Below are 19,420 nucleotides of genomic sequence, written 5' to 3'. Positions count from 1 at the left end.
TTAAAATATGAGTTTATCATTATTTGACGTAAAAGGAAAGAATGCTCTTGTAACAGGAAGTACTCACGGATTGGGAATGGCTATGGCCAGAGGTCTTGGTCTTGCAGGTGCTAAAATTATTGTTAACGGTAATTCCTCACAAGAAAAAATAGACAATGCCTTAAAAACTTATAAAGCCGAAGGAATTGATGCTGTTGGTTATAAGTTTAATGTAACTGATGAGGCTGCAGTTGTTGAAGCCATAGGTAAAATTGAAGCGGAAGTAGGGCAAATAGACATACTAATTAATAATGCAGGTATTATTAAAAGAACTCCTTTAGCTGAAATGGAAGTATCTGATTTTAAGCAGGTTATTGATGTTGATTTAGTGAGTCCTTTTATCGTTTCAAAGCATGTGGTAAAAGGCATGATAGCCAGAAAGGAAGGTAAAATAATTAACATTTGCTCAATGATGAGTGAGCTTGGTCGTAATAGTGTAGGGGCTTATGCAGCAGCAAAAGGAGGGCTTAAAATGTTAACTCAAAATATGGCCACAGAATGGGCAAAGTACAATATTCAAGTTAATGGTATAGGGCCAGGATATTTTGCAACGTCCCAAACAGCGCCAATTAGAGTGGAGGGGCATCCATTTAATGAATTTATCATTAACAGAACTCCTGCAGCTAAGTGGGGTGATCCAAATGATTTATCTGGAGCAGCTATCTTTTTATCTTCTAAAGCTAGTGATTTTGTAAATGGTCATGTTTTATATGTAGATGGCGGTATTTTAGCAACCATAGGAAAACCGTCAAATGAAGAGTAAAACTTTTATCACAGATAATTTTGTGTTACAATCTGAGGTAGCTAAAACCCTTTATCACGAGTATGCAAAAGATTTACCTATTTTAGATTATCACAACCATTTATCGGCCAAAGAAATTGCTGAAAACAAACCTGTTAGCAGTATAACACAGGCTTGGTTAAATGGGGATCACTACAAATGGCGCGCCATGAGAGCTCATGGCATTGAAGAAAAATTTATTACCGGATCTGAAACCTCGCAAAAAGAGAAGTTTTTTAAGTGGGCAGAAACGGTTCCATATACATTAAAAAATCCATTATTTCACTGGACACATTTAGAGCTGAAACGCTATTTTGGGATAGATGAAATTCTACAACCATCTACAGCCGAGGCTATTTTTGAAAAGGCCAATACCGTTTTAGAGCAAAAAACACCGGCGCAACTTCTGGAAGACATGAAAGTTGAGGTGATTTGTACTACAGACGACCCAACCGATAGTTTAGAGTATCATAGAGCTATCAAAGAACAAAATTTCTTTACTCAGGTATTACCAACATTTCGTGCAGATGCCCTCTTTTTTATAAATTCAGATTCGTTTTCTAAGTATCTTGATAAATTAGCTACGGCGGTAGGTTTTAAAATTCAATCATTAGATGATTTTAAAAGAGCTTTGGACAATCGTTTAGAGTTTTTTAACCAACACGGATGTAAGCTATCAGACTTTGGGGTAGGTGAAGCACTTACCATAGTGGATTATACAGATGACGAGGTAAAAACAATTTTTGACAAAAAATTAAATAACAACCAACTTTCAACTAAAGAGGTTAATATTTACAGATCATTTCTTTTTGAGTATCTTGGGAAGCAATATCACAAATTAAACTGGGTACAGCAATACCATTTAGGCCCTATAAGAAATAATAATTCTAGGTTGTTAAAAGAAATAGGGTTAGATGCTGGAGTAGATTCCATTGGAGATTTTCCTATGGCAGAATTTATGTCAAAATTGTTTGATAAACTTAATGCTACAAATCAATTGGCTAAAACTATAACCTATAATTTGAATCCTTCGCAAAATGAGGTGTTTGCAACCATGATGGGTAATTTTCAGAATGCTGACTGCCAAGGAAAAATGCAATGGGGTTCTGGTTGGTGGTTTTTAGATCAAAAAGATGGTATGGAAAAGCAAATAAATTGTCTTGGAAACATGGGGCTTTTAAGCCATTTTGTTGGTATGCTTACAGATAGTAGAAGCTTTTTATCTTTTCCAAGACATGAATATTTTAGACGTATATTGTGCAATGTCTTGGGAAATGATGTAGAACAAGGGCTTATTCCAAATGACATAGAGTTCTTAGGAAAAATGGTTCAAAATATATGTTATTATAATGCTAAGCGTTATTTTAATTTTCCAACATAACAACAAATTAAAAATTTATTAATCGACTTAACTAAATAAATTATGAGTACAACAAAAAAGATTGGAAACTATCGCTATCGCATATTAGCGTTGTTAATGTTTGCTACTACCATTAACTATTTTGATAGAAGTATTATTGGAGTTATGGCACCAACCTTAGAAAAGATGTTTGGTTGGACCAACGCCGACTATGCAAACATTATGATATCATTTAAAGTAGCTTATGCCATAGGTATGCTTTCAATGGGAGGATTAATAGATAAGTTAGGAACAAAAAAGGGATATATTCTATCCATAGGGCTTTGGAGTATCTTTGGAATGCTTCATGCGGCAGTTAGGCCAGCTTTTAGTGTTGTAGGTTTTGCTGCGGCTCGTTTCGGGTTAGGTTTTGGAGAATCTGGCAACTTTCCAGCGGCTATTAAAACCACAGCAGAATGGTTTCCAAAAAAAGACAGGGCTTTTGCAACAGGTTTGTTCAACGCCGCAACTAGTATAGGTGCCATTGCTGCGCCTTTCGTTGTAGGTTGGATTGTACATGAAAACGGAAAAAATTGGCAAATACCTTTTCTTATTACAGGAGCATTAAGTGCGTTGTGGGTATTTTTATGGTTACGAACCTATAAGAAACCCGAAGTGCATCCAGGTGTATCTAAAGAAGAGTTATCTTATATACAAAGTGATTCTGGTAAAGCAGAATCTGAAGATAAATTACCATGGAAAAGCGTATTAGGTAAACGTCAAACTTGGGCGTTTGCTTTGGCAAAAGTCACAGATGCTGTTTGGTGGTTTTATTTATTTTGGGGTGCTAAGTTTTTAGCAGAAACCTTTGATGTAAATATTAAGAACATTGCCTTGCCATTCTTTGTTATATATATATTGGCAGATGGCGGTAGTATTTTAGGCGGTTATTTGTCAGGAGTATTTATAAGAAAAGGTTGGTCAGTAAATAAAGCAAGAAAAATTACGTTATTAATCTGTGGTCTAATAATATTACCTGTGGCATATGTTGCTATTACAGATAGTAAGTGGTTAGCTATTTGTTTAATAGGCTTGGGAGCTGCAGGACATCAAGCATGGTCTGCTAATATATTTACCTTAGCTTCAGATGTATTCCCTAAAAAAGCCACAGCTTCAGTAGTAGGAATTGGTGGAATGGTTGGAGCTGTTGCAGGCATAGTAGCGGATTTTGCATTAGGATCTGTGTTAGACCAGGCTGGTAACACAGGTTATTTTTGGGCATTCTTAATAGCAGGATCTTGTTACCTTATAATTCTTGGATTGGTTCATTTAATCATGCCAAAAATGACACCGCTTGATGAAAACTTAAATCTTATTAAGGAATAGTCTTTAATTAAAGGTTAGTTAAATAAATTAAAAGTTGCAATTTATGTAATTGCAGCTTTTTTGTTTAATTAAGATTATTTTTTTCCATTTGCTAAATAACTTACGTATATGTTTAGAGAGAAGTACCTACAGAATCTGTCAAATTTTTGATTTTTAGAAAAAGTATGCAATTTGATTCTTAATTTGTTTATATTTTTGAAGTTATTATATTCAAGAATGCCAAAGATTGTTATATGTCTTTTACTTTTTTGCATTAACTTTTTAGTAAATGCCCAAACCTTATCTTATCAGTTTACTCACTTATCAACAATAGATGGGCTCTCGCAAAGTTCTGCAATAGCAATTCACCAAGACACATTGGGTCAAATATGGATTGGTACCCGGGATGGTTTAAATAAATATGATGGCACTAAATTCACTATTTACAGGAATCAAATTGATAATGAAAACGCTTTAAGTAATAATGATATTTTAGCTATTCAAGAAGATAATGATGGCTACCTGTGGGTTGGAACTTATAATGGTTTAAATAAGTTTGATCCAAAGACAGATACTTTTAAAAATTATTTTCATCAACAAGCTCCAAATTCACTTATAAATAACACCATTTGGACTATAAATAAGCTTTCTAACGGAAATGTATGCATTGGTACAGCGGGAGGGCTTTCGGTTTATAATAAAGAATCAGACACTTTTACAAACTATTTAACACAATACGCTAAACCTGCAAGGAAACGTGTTATGACTATTTTAGAAACTAAAAACGGACAGGTTTATGTAGGTACAGCAGCTGGGATTTTTAAAGGAGCTAGCAATGAAGGCAAGATAAATGACCTTACTTTAATTAAGGGAAGTGAAAATTTTTATGTGCAAGATTTAATTGAAACTGAAAACAACCATATATTGATTGCTACCCAAGAACATGGTTTAATAGATTATAATCAAGAAATAAACTTGTTCTCATCATTTTTTAACAAGAAGCATTTACATGCATCTATAAAGAATGTAAGAAAGTTACTTTACGATAATGAGGGCATGCTATGGGTTGGAACTTATGAGGGGTTGTTATTAGTAGAAAAAGATGGTGGTATTGAATATTTACACGCTAGTTTTGATAATAAAAATGGCTTAACTAAAAACTCCATTAAATCATTATTTAAAGATAGAAAAGGATCTATTTGGATAGGAACCTATTATGGAGGTATTAATATTTGGGATAGGGCTAACGTTAATTTTCAAAATATTACGCAAAATAAAAGCGGTAAGGGGCTTAATTATACGGTAGTGAGTTCTATTGCAACCCATAATGGCTATATGTTTTTTGGAACCGAAGGCGGGGGACTTAATATTTGGAATAAAAAGGATGATACTTATACATATGTGACTCAAAATAATTCGCCTCTTTTAGATAATAACATAAAAGAACTAAAAATATTAGATCACGATAAGTTGTGGATAGGAACATTTAAAAGTGGTCTACAAATTTTCAATCTCAGTAAAAATAGGTTTGAAACATTAGTTTTGCCAGAGCAATTAGCTACATTTCTTAATAATGTTGGTGTTTATGCCATAAATAAAGATAGGTTTAATAATGTGTGGATTGGAACCTTTGGTCAAGGTTTGATAAAATTTAACCTTGAAACTAAGGTCTTTAAGCATTTTCAAAGTTCAGACCAAGAAGAAAATCTCTTATCAAATAATTTAATCCGAACTATTTTTATTGATAAAGAAGACCACGTTTGGGTTGGTACAGAAAAGGGGCTTAATAGAATTTTAAAAACAGGAGCTATTCTTCATTATTTTTATGATGAAAACTTACAATACGGAGATGATGTCTTATCAGTTTACCAAGATAATTTTAATACCATTTGGGTTGGAACAAAATCTAAAGGATTGTACAAGTATGATGGTGAAAAATTTAGTTCTGTAGTGTTGGTAGCAGATAACTCACTAGTTTCAACAGTCCATAGTATACAAGAAGATGATAAGCATAACTTATGGTTAAGTACCAACCAAGGTATTGTAAAATATAATTATAAAAATGAACACATTAAATTTTATAACCAGACTGATGGTGTGGTAAGTAATGAGTTTAATGATAATGCCAGTTTAAAAGTAGGAACATCGCAGTTTTATTTTGGAGGCCCCGAGGGCATAACCTATATCAATTCTGATAATTTAATAACTAATGTTTATTCACCTCAAGTTATTTTAACCGATTTTAAAATTAGAGAGAATGATGCCGAGTCTAATAGCTTAGAAAATGTGCTAACATATGCGTTGCCTTTTACTGAGACTATTAATTTATCATATGAACAGGGTAATTTCAGTATTTCATTTTCAATACCTAATTTCATAAACTCCAATAATAATAAATACAAATACAGGTTAAATGGCTTAGAAAAAGAATGGAATATAACAACCAGTAATACGGCATCTTATACCATTCAAAATCCTGGAACATATGTTTTTGAAGTAGCTGGAGCCAATAATGACGGTGTTTGGAATGAAACCAGTTCAAAGTTAAATATCTATGTGGCTCCTGCCCCTTGGAGAACTTGGTGGGCCTTTACAATTTATGGTTTACTAATTTTAACTGCTTTGTTTTTTCTTTATAGTATTTTAAAATCAAAAACCAAATTAAAGCACGAACTAGAACTAGAACATATTGAAACAGAGAGGGCAAAAGAAATAAACCAAACCAAGCTAGAATTCTTCACCAATATATCGCATGAGTTCAGAACACCCTTGGCGTTAATACTAGGGCCATTAAATCAAATTATAGAAGGGTATCGTGGTAGTAGCAAAATGTATAAAAAACTATTGGTTATAGAAAATAGTGCAAATCATTTGTTGCAGCTCATAAATAGGTTAATGGATTTCAGAAAGTTTGAAAATAAACTATTCAATTTAGAGGCAGCAGAGGGTAATATTGTGAAATTTTTAAGAGAAATATACCTTTCTTTTACAGAATATGCTAAAAAAGATGGGTATGATTTTAGTTTTAGTTGTGATGATGAAGAGATTTTGGTCTATTATGACCGTAATAAACTAGAGCGTGTTTTTTACAACCTCATTTCAAATGCTTTTAGATACACTCCAAAAGGCGGTAAAATTGCTATTAGTATAAGAAAAACAGAAAATAATTTAATGGTAGATGTTGAAGATAATGGCGTTGGAATAGCTCAAGAATACCGCGATAAAATATTTGAAAGATTCTTTGAGGTAGCTGTCAATAACAAACCCGATGGTAATTATAATAAAGGTACCGGTATAGGTTTATCTATTGCTAAAAACATTGTAGAACTTCACAAAGGAGATATTAAGGTTAAAAGTAACAAAAACAATAAAGGCTCTATATTTTCGGTATCACTGCCTTTGGGACGTGAGCATTTAAGTGATGGTGAAATTATAGAAAACTTTAAATTTAGTGATGATGTATCACAGTATGTTAAACAGTTGGAGGAATCAAATATTGCGGTTCAAGATGATATTGATATCACAGTTGAAACTGTAAAACAAACAATTCTTCTGGTAGAGGATAATAAACCATTAAGAAAATTTATTAAGGATTTACTTAAGCAAAACTATAATATTATAGAGGCTGAAAATGGCAAGTTAGGATTTGAAAAAGCAAAAAAAGAATCTCCAGATCTTATTGTGAGTGACGTTATTATGCCAGAAATGACGGGAACAGAACTATGTACTGCAGTTAAGCAAGAATTAAAAACGAGTCACATACCAATAATTTTATTAACCTCCCGTACCTCTTTAATTTATAAATTAAATGGATTAGAAAGTGGCGCTGATGACTACATAAGTAAACCTTTTGATGTAAAAGAATTTAAGCTTCGGATTAAGAACGTATTACAAACTAGAGAAAAATTAAAGGAAAAGTTTGCGGCTAATGAAGGTCCACTGCCTGATGAAGTTTTAGTTTCGTCATTTGATGAAAAGCTTTACAAAAAGGCACTTAGAATAGTTAAAGAAAATATTGAAAACGAGCAATTTGATATTGCTTCGTTTTGTTCTGAGTTAGGTGTTAGTAGAACCATGCTATTTACCAAAATAAAAGCTTGGTCAAATTTCACACCTAACGAATTTATACTACATTTTAGAATGAAACGTGCTGCACAATTATTAGAAAACGGAAAATTAAATGTATCTCAAATAAGTTATAAAGTAGGATTTAAAGATCCAAAATACTTTAGTAAGTCCTTTCAAAAGAAATTTGGAGAGACCCCATCTCAATATACTGAGAAATTTTCTAGCTAGTTTTTTGGTTTTAAAAACTGATAATCAAGGTGTTGTATTATTTTACCCCTATTTCTGTATTTCTATTTCTTTGAGTCGCCTTAGATTTAGGTGATGAAAAACCGCAAACATAAAATCAATTACCTAATTGTTATTCTATTGGCAATTATAGTTGGTTTTAGTTTATTTATTATTTACCTCATTTAAATTAAAATTTGACAAAACTAATTAACATGAAAAAAATCAAACAATTTAAAAGGATACTTTTCCTTGTTTTAAGTTTTAGTTTTGCGCTTAGTGCAAGTGCACAAGACAAGACTATAACAGGAACGGTTACATCAGAATCTGATGGGTTAGGATTACCCGGTGTAAATGTTGTGGTAAAAGGTACCACAACTGGTACTGCAACAGATTTTGATGGTAATTACTCAATTAATGTGTCGGGTGATAGCACGATACTAGTCTTTAGCTACGTAGGCTATGTGACACAAGAAATTACAGTTGGAGTAAGAAACGAAATTAATGTTGCTCTCATTGAAGACGCTGCAAGTTTAGACGAAGTAGTTGTAGTAGGATATGGAGCCAGAAAGAAAAGTGATATCACGGGGTCCGTTTCTTCTGTTAAGGCAGAAGAGGTCACAGCGTTCCCTGTATTAGATGCGCAACAAGCTTTACAAGGGCGCGCAGCAGGTGTGGCTGTACAGTCTAATAACGGTGGAGAACCAGGAACACCCATTAATGTAACCATTAGGGGTAACACTTCTATTAATGCTAGTAGTGCTGCTTTGGTGGTTGTTGACGGTTTTGTTGGCGCAACCTATCCGCAACCAGGAGATATTGAATCGGTTGAAGTGTTAAAAGATGCTTCGGCAACTGCTATTTATGGTTCTAGAGGTGCGAATGGGGTTATTTTGGTAACTACTAAAAAGGGTAGAAAAGGCAAAATGACTGTTGAGCTAAATAGTAACTACGCTATTCAAAGCACATCTAACCGTCTTGATTTATTGAACGCAGATCAATTTGCTGCGTATACAAGAGCCATTAATCCTTCGTATACACAAGCAGCTGCCAATACAGATTGGCAAGATTTAATATATACTTCGGGGTATACAACCAACCATCAATTGTCTTTTTCAGGAGGCTCAGATAATATGAATTATTATGTGTCTGGTAACTATTTTGACCAAAAAGGTGTGGTTATCAATTCTGGTTTTGAGCGTTTTTCGTTTTTAAGTAATATAGATGCTCAAATTAATGACAAGTTAAAGCTTGGTTTTAATGCTTTTGGAAGTCGTAGCTCTAAAGATGGCGTTTCTACCCAAGCCAACAGCGGGGGTAGAGGTAGTGGCGATGTTATTTCAATAGCTTACAGGTTTGCTCCAGATTTGGGGATTCTAGATGAAAATGGTAACAATACCTTTAACTCTGTGGGCGACGATATCGATAATCCGTTTGCAGTGGCTACAGAACGCGTTGATGAAACTTTTGAAGATATTTATAGAGCTAATTTTTATGGAGAGTACGAAATTATTGAAGGATTAACCTTTAAATCTACATTTGGTTTTGCTTCAAGAAACCAAACCAGAGGGCAGTTCACGCCTTCAACCTTAATTACTTCGGCTGGAGATCAAGGAGGGATTGCAGGTATAGCAAACTTGAAGAATACCAATCTATTAAGTGAAAACTATTTGACTTATACCAAAGAGATAGGTAAAGGAAGCTTAACCCTATTAGCAGGATATTCTTATCAAAAAGACAGAACTGTGACGAATTCTGCCGGAGCCGAAGGTTTTGTAACTAACAGCGTGTCTTACTACGCACTGGATACTGCATCAACACCCTTATTCCCAGAATCTTTTTTAAGAGAGTTTGAAATTCAATCGCAATATGGGCGTGTTAATTATGATTATGATGATAAATATTTGATTACTTTCACTGCACGTCGTGATGGCGCATCAAATTTCGCAAAAAACAATAAATATGCATTCTTTCCTTCGGGAGCTCTAGGTTGGAAGATATCTAACGAGGACTTTTTAAAGGATAATGCAACCATATCAAATCTTAAACTTAGACTAAGTTATGGTGTTACAGGAAATCCATCTATTGCACCTTACCAATCACTAGCAACATTAGAATCTATTTATGCAGTTGCAGGAGATCAAACGGTAAATGCTGTAGTGTCTGGAAGACCTGCTAATCCAAATTTAAAATGGGAGTCATCCTATCAAACCAATTTCGGTATCGATTTAGGTCTCTGGAAAAATAAGGCTTCTTTAAGTGTTGATATCTATAATATAGATACCAAAGACTTAATTGTAGGTAATAGTAATACACCAGAATATACAGGATTTTTAAACCCTAATTTCTTAGATAATATTGGAGAGATAAATAATAAAGGAGTTGAAATTACACTTTCAACAAAGAATATTGTAACAGATAATTTTTCATGGTCTACGGATTTTAACTGGTCTAGAAATAGAAACACAGTAGAAAAATTATTTGGAAGCGATGTAGATTTCTTTTTACCCTCAGCAGCACCAGGACACTTCTTACAAGATGAAACACATATTTTAAGAGAAGGTGAGGCGCTTGGTCAGTTCTTTGGATGGGAATACAGAGGCGTGTATCAAGGAGGTGCATTACCAGAAGGAACAGCTACATTTAATGGAGCGGTTGCAGGCGATGAATTATTTACTGATGTAGACGGAAGTGGTGAAATAAACTCTGCAGATAGAAAAATAATTGGAGATCCTAACCAAGACTGGACATTTGGTTTTAACAATACGTTTAAGTACAAGAATTTTGACTTAGGTGTTTTCTTCCAAGGTGCCGTTGGGGGTGATATTTACAGTTTTACCTTATCTGAATTGGCGTCAGGAGGTTCTAATGCTACTACAGAGGCAGTCAATGCATGGACACCTAGCAATACAGATACCAATGTGCCTTCGCCTGGAACGAGAGAAAAGCGAATGAACTCTAGATTTGTTTTTGATGGCACTTATGTGCGTTTAAAAAACTTAGTGTTAGGGTATAATTTACCACAAGCTGTTTGTGATAAATTAGGATTGGATAACCTAAGATTCTCAGTTAGTGGGCAGAATTTATTAACCTTTACAGATTATCCAGGAACAGATCCAGAGGTAAGTTACAGAGCCTCTGGCTCTCAGAATGCCAATGTAAATCAAGGTTTCGATTACGGTAACTATCCTAATATAGAGTCGGTAACCTTTAGTTTAAACCTTAAGTTTTAAAATAAAAAAGATATAAAAATGAAAAATTTAAAATATATATTCCTTTTGTTGGTATTACCCATTTTAGGATGTTCAGATTTAGAAGAAGAGCCGGTATCTGTGCTCTCTCCCGATGGTTTTTTCAAATCAATTCAAGACGTACAAACTGTTATTAATGGTAGTTATGGGAACATGGCAACAGAGGCATTCTGGGGTAGAAAATTCTCATTACCACTAATGCTAAGAAGTGATATGGTAGGTATTGGAGACCAAGGTACTGCAGGAAGACGTAAAGACCACGATAACTTTTCAGTGGCTGATGATAATGGTATGATTACTGCCTTTTGGCCAAGGACTTACCAAATTATAGCGGGAGCTAATGAAGCAATTGTTGGAGGTAATGGACTTGGGTTGGCTGAAGAATCAATTAACCCAGTGGTGGCTCAGGCACATTTTGTAAGAGCTTATACTTATTTCCATTTGGTAAGACTCTTTGGAGATATTCCATATTTTGATACTCCTGTACAAAATATTGCAGAGGCTTCTCAGGTATCTAAAACACCACAAGCTACAGTTTATGCCAATATCATTGCAGATTTAGAATTCGCTAAACAATGGTTGCCAGACACACAACCTTCTTCGGCGTTACCCACTAAGGCTTCTGCTGCTGGATATTTAGCATTGGTGCATTTAACTATGAATAATTTTCAGGATGCGTATAATGAAGCTAAATTCGTAATTGATAATGAAGCTAGATTTGGATTAGAACTTGCAGCCGATTTTCAAGATTTGTTTGATGCTACAAAACAAAGTGGATTAAAAGAAGCATTATTTACTATAGACCATAATGGTTTTAGAGATGGAAACTACGGACAGGATTATACAGCTGCCTTAACTGGTATTAGAGCTAATGAAGACGGTAATGGTGGTGGCTGGTCTGTAGCTGTACCAAGTGTAGAAGTGTATAACAGATGGGATGGCAGAGATTACCGTAAAGCAGTAAGTTTAGACACCATAGGGGTCTTTAATGGTGCGGTTGATACGTTTGTTAATTTTCCAACCTATGATGCTAGAAATATTCCAAGTGCCTACATAGCTAAATATGCAAGATATACTGGGCAGACCTCCAATGGTAATGGCCGTGGATCTGAGCACAATTATGCCCAGTTACGCTATGCCGAGGTATTATTGATTGCTGCAGAAGCACTCAACGAGGTGTCACCAGGAAGTACAGAAGCAGACGGCTATGTTAATAGAGTAAGAGCTCGTGCAAGAAGTGGTAACGGCTCAAGTTTCCCTGCAGATGTTACTCCGGGAATGTCTCAATTAGATTTTAGAAATATGGTACTAGAAGAACGTAGATGGGAGTTGGCATTTGAGTTTAAGCGTTGGTACGATATCAAAAGACGTGATTTAGGAACACAGGCATTTGGAACCGGAGGCTTTGAGGAACGTCCAAATTTTAACCCAACAAGAGACTATTTATTACCGCTTCCGAATGATGAGTTGCAACGTAATCCAAATTTAGAGCCTCAAAATCCAGGATATTAAAGTTTTAGTAGTTGTATGTTTAGAGTTAGTTGTTTCATTATGGGCTTTACATTGCTATTTATAGCGTGTAAGCCCAATAATGGAAAAGAAAAGAATGTGTCTTTATCAAAGGAGCAGATTGATAGCCTGTTACAGATAAGATATAGCAAACTACTAGATTACGAGCTGGATTCCATGGCATTTGCAAGAAGTTACAATCCTAAAACGGGTATTTTGAATAAAGTACCTTCAAGTAATTGGACGAGTGGTTTCTTCGCAGGAAATTTTTGGCAAATCTATATGTTAACTGGTAATGAGGCCTTTATAGAAAGAGCTAAAGCATGGACTGCTTTTGTTGAGCAGGAAAAATACAATGACAAAACCCATGATATGGGATTTAAGGTGTTTTGTAGTTTTGGCAATGGCTTAAAAGTTGAGGATAATACTGTGTATAAAGATATTATCCTGCACAGTGCCAAAACCTTATCAAACCGGTTTAATGAGAATATAGGTAGTATCCGTTCTTGGGATTGGAATGAAGATGTATGGCAATTTCCAGTTATCATAGACAATATGATGAATTTGGAACTGTTGTTTGAAGCTACAAAAATATCTGGCGATAGTACTTATCATAATATCGCTGTTAACCATGCAAATACCACTTTAAAAAACCATTTTAGAACTGATGGTAGCACTTGGCATGTATTAGATTATGATACTATTTCGGGGCAGGTAAGAGCGCGTGTAACACACCAGGGTATTGGTGACGAATCTGCCTGGGCCCGTGGCCAAGGTTGGGCCATTAATGGTTTTACAACGGTTTACAGATATACCAAGGATGAAAAGTACTTAGATAGGGCGGTAGCAACAGCTAATTATTTTATAAACCATAAAAATATGCCTGAAGATGGTATTCCTTTTTGGGATTTTGACCATCCAGATATCCCAAATACGTCAAGAGATGTATCTGCAGCAGCTATTGTGGCATCAGCATTGATAGAACTTTATGATTATACTAAAAATAAATCGTTCTTAAATTATAGTAAAAAAGTTGTAAAAAGTTTAAAATCGAAAGAATATATTTTGTCTGAAGATATTGAGGCACCATTTATTTTAGATCATAGTTTTGGTGATTGGTCTCAAAAATTAGAAATGGATGAACCTATAGTTTATGGCGATTATTACTTTTTACAAACCCTTTTAAGACTTCGAGATTTAAAATAATAGGCAGGATGGTTCAGGACAGATTGTCTTCGGGTCTTGAGTACTTTTATGAAAATATAGAATAAGTTCCAGAATGATATAAATTCTGGAACTTATAATTTGAAAACTATTCCATTTAAAATGAAAATAAAACTTTTAGTATATCGATTTATTTTTGGCATTAGCGCATTTCTAATACTAGCATGTAATTCCAAATCAAATCAAAATCCTGAACGAAGCAAAACTAGTATTAATAATGATTGGTTATATCTAGAGAATAATACTAAAGATATAAATACTGCTCGAAAACAGATACACTGGAATCCTGTTAACTTACCACATACTTGGAATGCTCTAGATGCTACCGATATTACTCCAGGATACAGACGTGGTGTGAGTTGGTATAAAAAGAGCCTCGAAATTCCACAGGTAATAGAAGGACAAATTTATAACCTATATTTTGAAGGGGTCAATATTGAAAGTGAGGTATATGTAAATGGGAAAAAAGTTGGTGGTCATACGGGAGGTTATATAGGCTTTTCTGTTGACATTACTGATGTTATTTCAACAGGTTTGAATGAAGTATTGGTTCGAGTTGATAACAGTTACAATCCAGAAGTGATACCATCTCAAAAAAGTGATTTTTTCATTTTCGGAGGTATAACAAGGGATGTTTGGTTAGAAACACGTCCTCAACAATATCTATCAAATTTAAAAATTACCACACCTAATATTTCAAAAGAAAATGCCAATTTAAATGCTACTTTCGAAATCATCAATTCCGATGATATAGCTTCGGTGAAAGCAATTTTATTGGATTCAAATGGAACAGAAATTCAATCACAAACAAAAGAGTTCGATAATTCTGATTTAGAATTTAGCTTCAATGAATTAAAAGATATTGAGTTATGGGATACCGAAAATCCGAATCTTTACACTTTTAAATTACAGTTATTGCAAAATGAGAAAGTACTTGACGAAATTTCAGAACAGGTAGGGTTTCGTTGGTTCGAGTTTAAGGATTATGGAGCATTTTATTTAAATGGCAAACGCTTGCTGCTAAGAGGAACGCATAGGCACGAGGAACACGCCGGTGTTGGTGCGGCTATGAGTAATGAACAGCATAGAGCAGATATGGAACTCATAAAAGAAATGGGGGCTAATTTTATAAGATTAGCGCATTATCCTCAAGATCCTGAGGTTTATAAAGCTTGCGATGAATTAGGGTTATTGGTTTGGGATGAACTACCATGGTGTAGAGGTGGTGTTGGTAATGATGTCTGGAAAGCTAATACCAAAACTATGCTTAAAGAAATTATTGAACAGAATTATAATCATCCCAGTATAATTTTATGGTCTCTAGGAAATGAAATTTATTGGTTGCCAGATTTTGAAGGTGGAGATAACCCTGAAAAAATTAACGCATTTTTAAAAGAGTTGCATGATTACGCACATGAATTAGACCCAACAAGGAAAACGGCCATTAGAAAGTATTATGAGGGCGCCGATATTGTGGATGTGTTTTCACCCTCTATTTGGTCTGGATGGTATTCAGGTAGTTATAAAAGTTATCAAAAAGCTATAGATCAATACAAGGCACAGTACCCTCATTTTTTACATGCAGAATATGGTGGATCAAGCCATGTGGGAAGACACACTGAAAACCCTATCACAGGGGAAGGTAAAATTCAGTCTGATGGTTGGGAAGAGGCTATCGTGCAAACCGATGTAGCTAACATAGCCCAAATAGGCGATTGGAGTGAGAACTATATTGTAGACTTATTTGATTGGCACTTGCGCATTTCTGAAAATGATTCAATCTTTGTTGGTAATATACAATGGGCATTTAAAGATTTTGGCACACCGTTAAGGCCAGAAAATGCGATTCCTTACATGAACCAAAAAGGGCTAGTGGATAGAGCAGGTAACCCAAAAGATGCTTTTTATGTATTTAAGAGTTATTGGAGTGATGATCCTTTTACGTATATAGAATCTCATACTTGGACAGAAAGACAAGGACCAAAAGGTAAAGCAAGAACAATTAGTGTTTACAGTAATTGTCCAGAAGTAGAACTGTTTCTTAATGATGAAAGTCTAGGTGTAAAAAAAAGAGATTCAAAATTGTTTCCATCAGCAGGCTTAAATTGGAATGTAAAGTTTAAAGAAGGTGAAAATAAATTAGTCTCTATTGCAAAGAGTGCAGATGGTAAAGAAGTTGGGGATGAACTGAGGCTAACTTACAGGTTTGTTAAAAACGGTAAAGCTAGATCTTTAAAGCTAGAATATTCTACCTTAGATAATGGAAATTACTTAATTACCGCAACGGCCATAGATAACAAAGGTTTGCGTTGTTTAGATTATGAAGAACGCGTCTATTTTCAATGTTTAAATGGAGGCGAAGCTGTTGTAAGTTACGGTACTCCAACGGGAAGTGAAGTTATTGAAATGGCAAATGGACAAGCATCTATTGAAGTTAAAAAATTTTCAAATGAAGAGGTTTTACAAGTTATGGTGTTAAATCAAAGTTTTAAAGGTACTTATCTAAATATACAGTAATCTATGATGTTAAAATTATTGATTATTTAAATATTGTTTCGATAAAATTTCCTTATTCACAGATTAATAATTTTAAAAAGGCCTCTCAATTTTGAGAAGCTTTTTTGTTTCAAAAAGCTACTTAAACGGTTTCGTTAATTTTAAGGAAAATATTGTGTTTTTGCCATTTCAACTCATTAAAGATTATATATTTGCAAAAAAATATTATTTCCTCTAACCTTAGTTAACAAGGAATTAAAAACAATACAAAATAACCATACATTAAAATGAATAAACAAATAGATCAGCAGTCGGCAGATAATATAAGGGCATTAGCAGTGGCCATGGTAGAGAAGGCAAATTCGGGACACCCTGGAGGCCCAATGGGAGGCGCAGATTTTATGCACATTCTTTATTCGGAATTTTTTAATTACGATCCCACCGACATGACTTGGCCATTTAGAGACAGGTTCTTTATGGATGCTGGTCACTTGTCCACTTTAATGTATGCACAATATTACCTTTTAGGAAACTATAAAAAGGAAGATGTTGCTAACTTCAGACAATGGGGTTCAATTACGCCTGGGCACCCAGAGGTCGATTTTGAAAGAGGTATAGAAAACACGTCTGGTCCATTAGGACAAGGACATACTATGGGTGTTGGAGCAGCTATTGCAGCAAAGTTTCTTGAAGCTAGATTTGGAGATTGGGTAAACCATAAGATTTATGGATTTATATCAGACGGTGGAGTTCAGGAAGAGATTTCTCAAGGAGCCGGTAGAATTGCAGGTCACTTAGGGTTAAGTAACTTTATTATGTTCTTCGATTCTAACGATATCCAATTATCGACTTCAACAGATGAGGTGACTACAGAGGATACGGCCATGAAGTATGAAGCATGGGGGTGGAAGGTTGTGACTATAGATGGTCATGATCATGAGCAAATTAGAAAGGCTTTAACTGATGCTAATAATGAAACTGAAAAGCCAACTCTAATCATAGGTAAAACCATCATGGGTAAAGGTTGTGTGACAGCCAATGGTGATATGTATGAAGGTCATTGCGAGCTTCATGGAAAACCAATTGGAGATACGGGAGCAGATTACGAAAAGACCTTACTAAATTTAGGAGCAGACGTAGATAATCCATTTGATATTTATACTGATGTTGCAGATTTCTATAAAAACGTTATTGAGACTAAAAAATCCAATGCCGCCAAAAAGAAAGCTGAGATAGAAAGTTGGAGGCAAGAAAATGAGGCATTAGCAAATAAATTAGATTACTTCTTCTCTGGAGAACTTCCAAAATTAGATTTTGAATCTATTGAGCACAAAGGAGGATTGGCAACAAGAGCAGCCTCAGCAAACGTACTGGCTTATTTAGCCGAAAATGTTGAAAATATGATTGTGTCTTCCGCCGATTTATCTAACTCAGATAAAACCGATGGATTCTTAAAGAAAACTACAGCCTTAAAAAAAGGAGATTTTAGTGGTGCTTTTCTTCAATCAGGTGTGGCCGAATTAACCATGGCAAGTATTGCTAACGGTATTGCATTACACGGAGGTGTTATCCCTGTAGTGGCTACATTCTTTGTTTTTTCAGATTACATGAAACCTGCCATCAGATTAAGTGCTATACAAGAATTACCTGTAAAATATGTTTGGACACACGATGCTTTTAGAGTAGGAGAGGATGGGCCAACACATCAGCCAATTGAGCAAGAAGCTCAAATAAGATTGTTAGAGAAGCTAAAAAATCATAGTGGTAACCAAAGCTTCTTGGCCTTACGTCCTGCTGATTCAGCCGAAACTAGTATAGCTTGGAAGATGGCGTTAGAAAATGATAAAACACCTACCGGGTTAATTTTATCAAGACAAGGTATTAAAGATGTGCCTGCTCAAGGTACATCAAGATATCAAGAAGCTTTAGGCTCTCAAAAAGGAGGTTACTTAGTGAGAGCGGTTGAGAATCCAGATGTGGTGTTAGTGGCAAACGGATCGGAGGTTTCAACATTAGTTGCTGCAGCCGATATTTTAGAAGCAGAAAAAGGACTAAAAGTAAGTATTGCTTCGGTTATTTCTGAGGGTCTTTTCAAACAACAACCAAAAGAATATCAAGAAAGTGTCATCCCAACCGATAAACCTTTGTTTGGATTAACGGCTGGCTTACCTGTTAATTTAGAGGCTTTAGTGGGAGAAAGAGGAAAAGTTTTCGGTTTAGACCATTTCGGTTATTCGGCTCCTGCAGGTGTGCTTGATGAGAAGTTCGGATTTACTGGCGAACAAGTAAGTAAAAACGTAATGGCCTACTTAGATACCGTACTAATTAAATAACAAACTAAAAATAAAAATAAATGAAATTTTTTATAGATACTGCCAACCTTGATGATATTGCAGAGGCTCAAGCTTTAGGAATTTTAGATGGTGTAACTACCAATCCTTCATTAATGGCAAAGGAAGGCATTACAGGAGAGGAAAATATATTAAACCATTACAAAAAAATATGTGAGATTGTTGATGGTGATGTGAGCGCTGAGGTTATCTCAACAGATTTTGATGGTATGGTGAAAGAAGGTGAGGCTTTAGCAAGTTTACATCCACAGATTGTGGTTAAATTACCTTTAATAGCAGATGGTATCAAGGCTTGCAAATACTTTTCAGATAAAGGTATTAGAACCAATGTTACTTTAGTGTTCTCTGCAGGTCAAGCCTTATTGGCAGCCAAGGCAGGAGCTACCTATGTGTCTCCTTTCTTAGGAAGATTAGATGACATCTCAACGGATGGTTTAAACTTAATTGCTGAAATTCGTCAGATTTATGATAATTACGGTTTTGAAACCCAGATATTAGCGGCTTCAATTCGTCATACCATGCATGTTATAGACTGTGCCAAAATAGGAAGTGACGTGATGACAGGACCATTATCGTCAATAACAGGACTTTTAAAGCACCCTCTAACTGATATTGGTTTAGCTAAATTTTTAGCCGATTATAAAAAAGGAAACTAAGATTTTCTTACAAAAAAACAAAAAGCTTCTCGTAATGAGAAGCTTTTTTTGTTACAACTAATCAACCAATTAATTTGGTGTTGGTATATTTATCAGTTTTAAACGTAGCATGTAAA

The 19,420-nt window shown here is 34.9% G+C and carries 10 protein-coding genes; all 10 read left to right on the top strand.

All coding sequences use genetic code 11. The features are described 5' to 3' along the window. Positions 1-7: 7 nt before the first annotated feature. The 10 genes from E1J38_RS01820 to fsa all read left to right on the top strand — a co-directional run bounded on the left by E1J38_RS01820 (position 8) and on the right by fsa (position 19,304). A complete protein-coding gene (locus E1J38_RS01820) occupies positions 8-802 on the top strand; it encodes a gluconate 5-dehydrogenase (protein ID WP_133354466.1) in 795 nt (264 codons plus the stop codon). Beyond that, positions 792-2,201, top strand: coding sequence for a glucuronate isomerase (uxaC, locus tag E1J38_RS01815; RefSeq protein WP_133354468.1), 1,410 nt, complete (start codon positions 792-794; stop codon positions 2,199-2,201). The genes E1J38_RS01820 and uxaC overlap by 11 nt, the downstream gene beginning before the upstream one ends. 42 nt (positions 2,202-2,243) lie before the next feature. Continuing rightward, the gene (locus E1J38_RS01810) at positions 2,244-3,545 is read left to right on the top strand and encodes an MFS transporter (RefSeq protein ID WP_133354470.1); all 1,302 of its coding nucleotides are present in this window, start codon (positions 2,244-2,246) and stop codon (positions 3,543-3,545) included. A 216-nt stretch (positions 3,546-3,761) separates the two neighbouring features. After that, positions 3,762-7,820, top strand: coding sequence for a two-component regulator propeller domain-containing protein (locus E1J38_RS01805; protein ID WP_133354472.1), 4,059 nt, complete (start codon positions 3,762-3,764; stop codon positions 7,818-7,820). Positions 7,821-8,032: 212 nt separating this feature from the next. After that, positions 8,033-11,050 carry a SusC/RagA family TonB-linked outer membrane protein gene (locus E1J38_RS01800; RefSeq protein ID WP_133354474.1) on the top strand — a complete coding sequence of 1,006 codons (3,018 nt, stop codon included), beginning with the start codon at positions 8,033-8,035 and terminating at the stop codon, positions 11,048-11,050. Positions 11,051-11,068: 18 nt separating this feature from the next. Then, entirely contained in the window at positions 11,069-12,580 is a 1,512-nt protein-coding gene (locus tag E1J38_RS01795; protein WP_133354476.1) for a RagB/SusD family nutrient uptake outer membrane protein, read from the top strand. A 15-nt stretch (positions 12,581-12,595) separates the two neighbouring features. Continuing rightward, the gene (locus E1J38_RS01790) at positions 12,596-13,783 is read left to right on the top strand and encodes a glycoside hydrolase family 88 protein (RefSeq protein WP_133354478.1); all 1,188 of its coding nucleotides are present in this window, start codon (positions 12,596-12,598) and stop codon (positions 13,781-13,783) included. Between the two features lie 120 nt (positions 13,784-13,903). After that, positions 13,904-16,318, top strand: a complete 2,415-nt coding sequence (locus E1J38_RS01785) for a glycoside hydrolase family 2 protein (RefSeq protein WP_133354480.1) — start codon at positions 13,904-13,906, stop codon at positions 16,316-16,318. A gap of 266 nt (positions 16,319-16,584) precedes the next feature. Beyond that, complete coding sequence (locus E1J38_RS01780; RefSeq protein ID WP_133354482.1) at positions 16,585-18,630, top strand: transketolase family protein; 2,046 nt, start codon at positions 16,585-16,587, stop codon at positions 18,628-18,630. Positions 18,631-18,650: 20 nt separating this feature from the next. Next, positions 18,651-19,304 (top strand): fructose-6-phosphate aldolase, encoded by a 654-nt coding sequence (fsa, locus tag E1J38_RS01775; protein WP_133354484.1) that lies wholly within the window; start codon positions 18,651-18,653, stop codon positions 19,302-19,304. The last annotated feature ends 116 nt before the right edge of the window (positions 19,305-19,420 follow it).

This window comes from Seonamhaeicola sediminis (assembly GCF_004358095.2).
GTDB lineage: Bacteria > Bacteroidota > Bacteroidia > Flavobacteriales > Flavobacteriaceae > Seonamhaeicola > Seonamhaeicola sediminis.
Note: the sequence above shows the minus strand (reverse complement) of the source record. Positions and strands in the feature narration are given on the sequence as shown.

Excerpts from the sequence above, each read along its gene's own strand:
- E1J38_RS01800 (WP_133354474.1), top strand. The coding sequence starts at position 8,033 with ATGAAAAAAATCAAACAATTTAAAAGGATACTTTTCCTTGTTTTAAGT.
- E1J38_RS01820 (WP_133354466.1), top strand. The coding sequence starts at position 8 with ATGAGTTTATCATTATTTGACGTAAAAGGAAAGAATGCTCTTGTAACA.
- E1J38_RS01810 (WP_133354470.1), top strand. The coding sequence starts at position 2,244 with ATGAGTACAACAAAAAAGATTGGAAACTATCGCTATCGCATATTAGCG.
- fsa (WP_133354484.1), top strand. The coding sequence starts at position 18,651 with ATGAAATTTTTTATAGATACTGCCAACCTTGATGATATTGCAGAGGCT.
- E1J38_RS01805 (WP_133354472.1), top strand. The coding sequence starts at position 3,762 with ATGCCAAAGATTGTTATATGTCTTTTACTTTTTTGCATTAACTTTTTA.
- E1J38_RS01785 (WP_133354480.1), top strand. The coding sequence starts at position 13,904 with ATGAAAATAAAACTTTTAGTATATCGATTTATTTTTGGCATTAGCGCA.
- E1J38_RS01790 (WP_133354478.1), top strand. The coding sequence starts at position 12,596 with ATGTTTAGAGTTAGTTGTTTCATTATGGGCTTTACATTGCTATTTATA.
- uxaC (WP_133354468.1), top strand. The coding sequence starts at position 792 with ATGAAGAGTAAAACTTTTATCACAGATAATTTTGTGTTACAATCTGAG.
- E1J38_RS01795 (WP_133354476.1), top strand. The coding sequence starts at position 11,069 with ATGAAAAATTTAAAATATATATTCCTTTTGTTGGTATTACCCATTTTA.
- E1J38_RS01780 (WP_133354482.1), top strand. The coding sequence starts at position 16,585 with ATGAATAAACAAATAGATCAGCAGTCGGCAGATAATATAAGGGCATTA.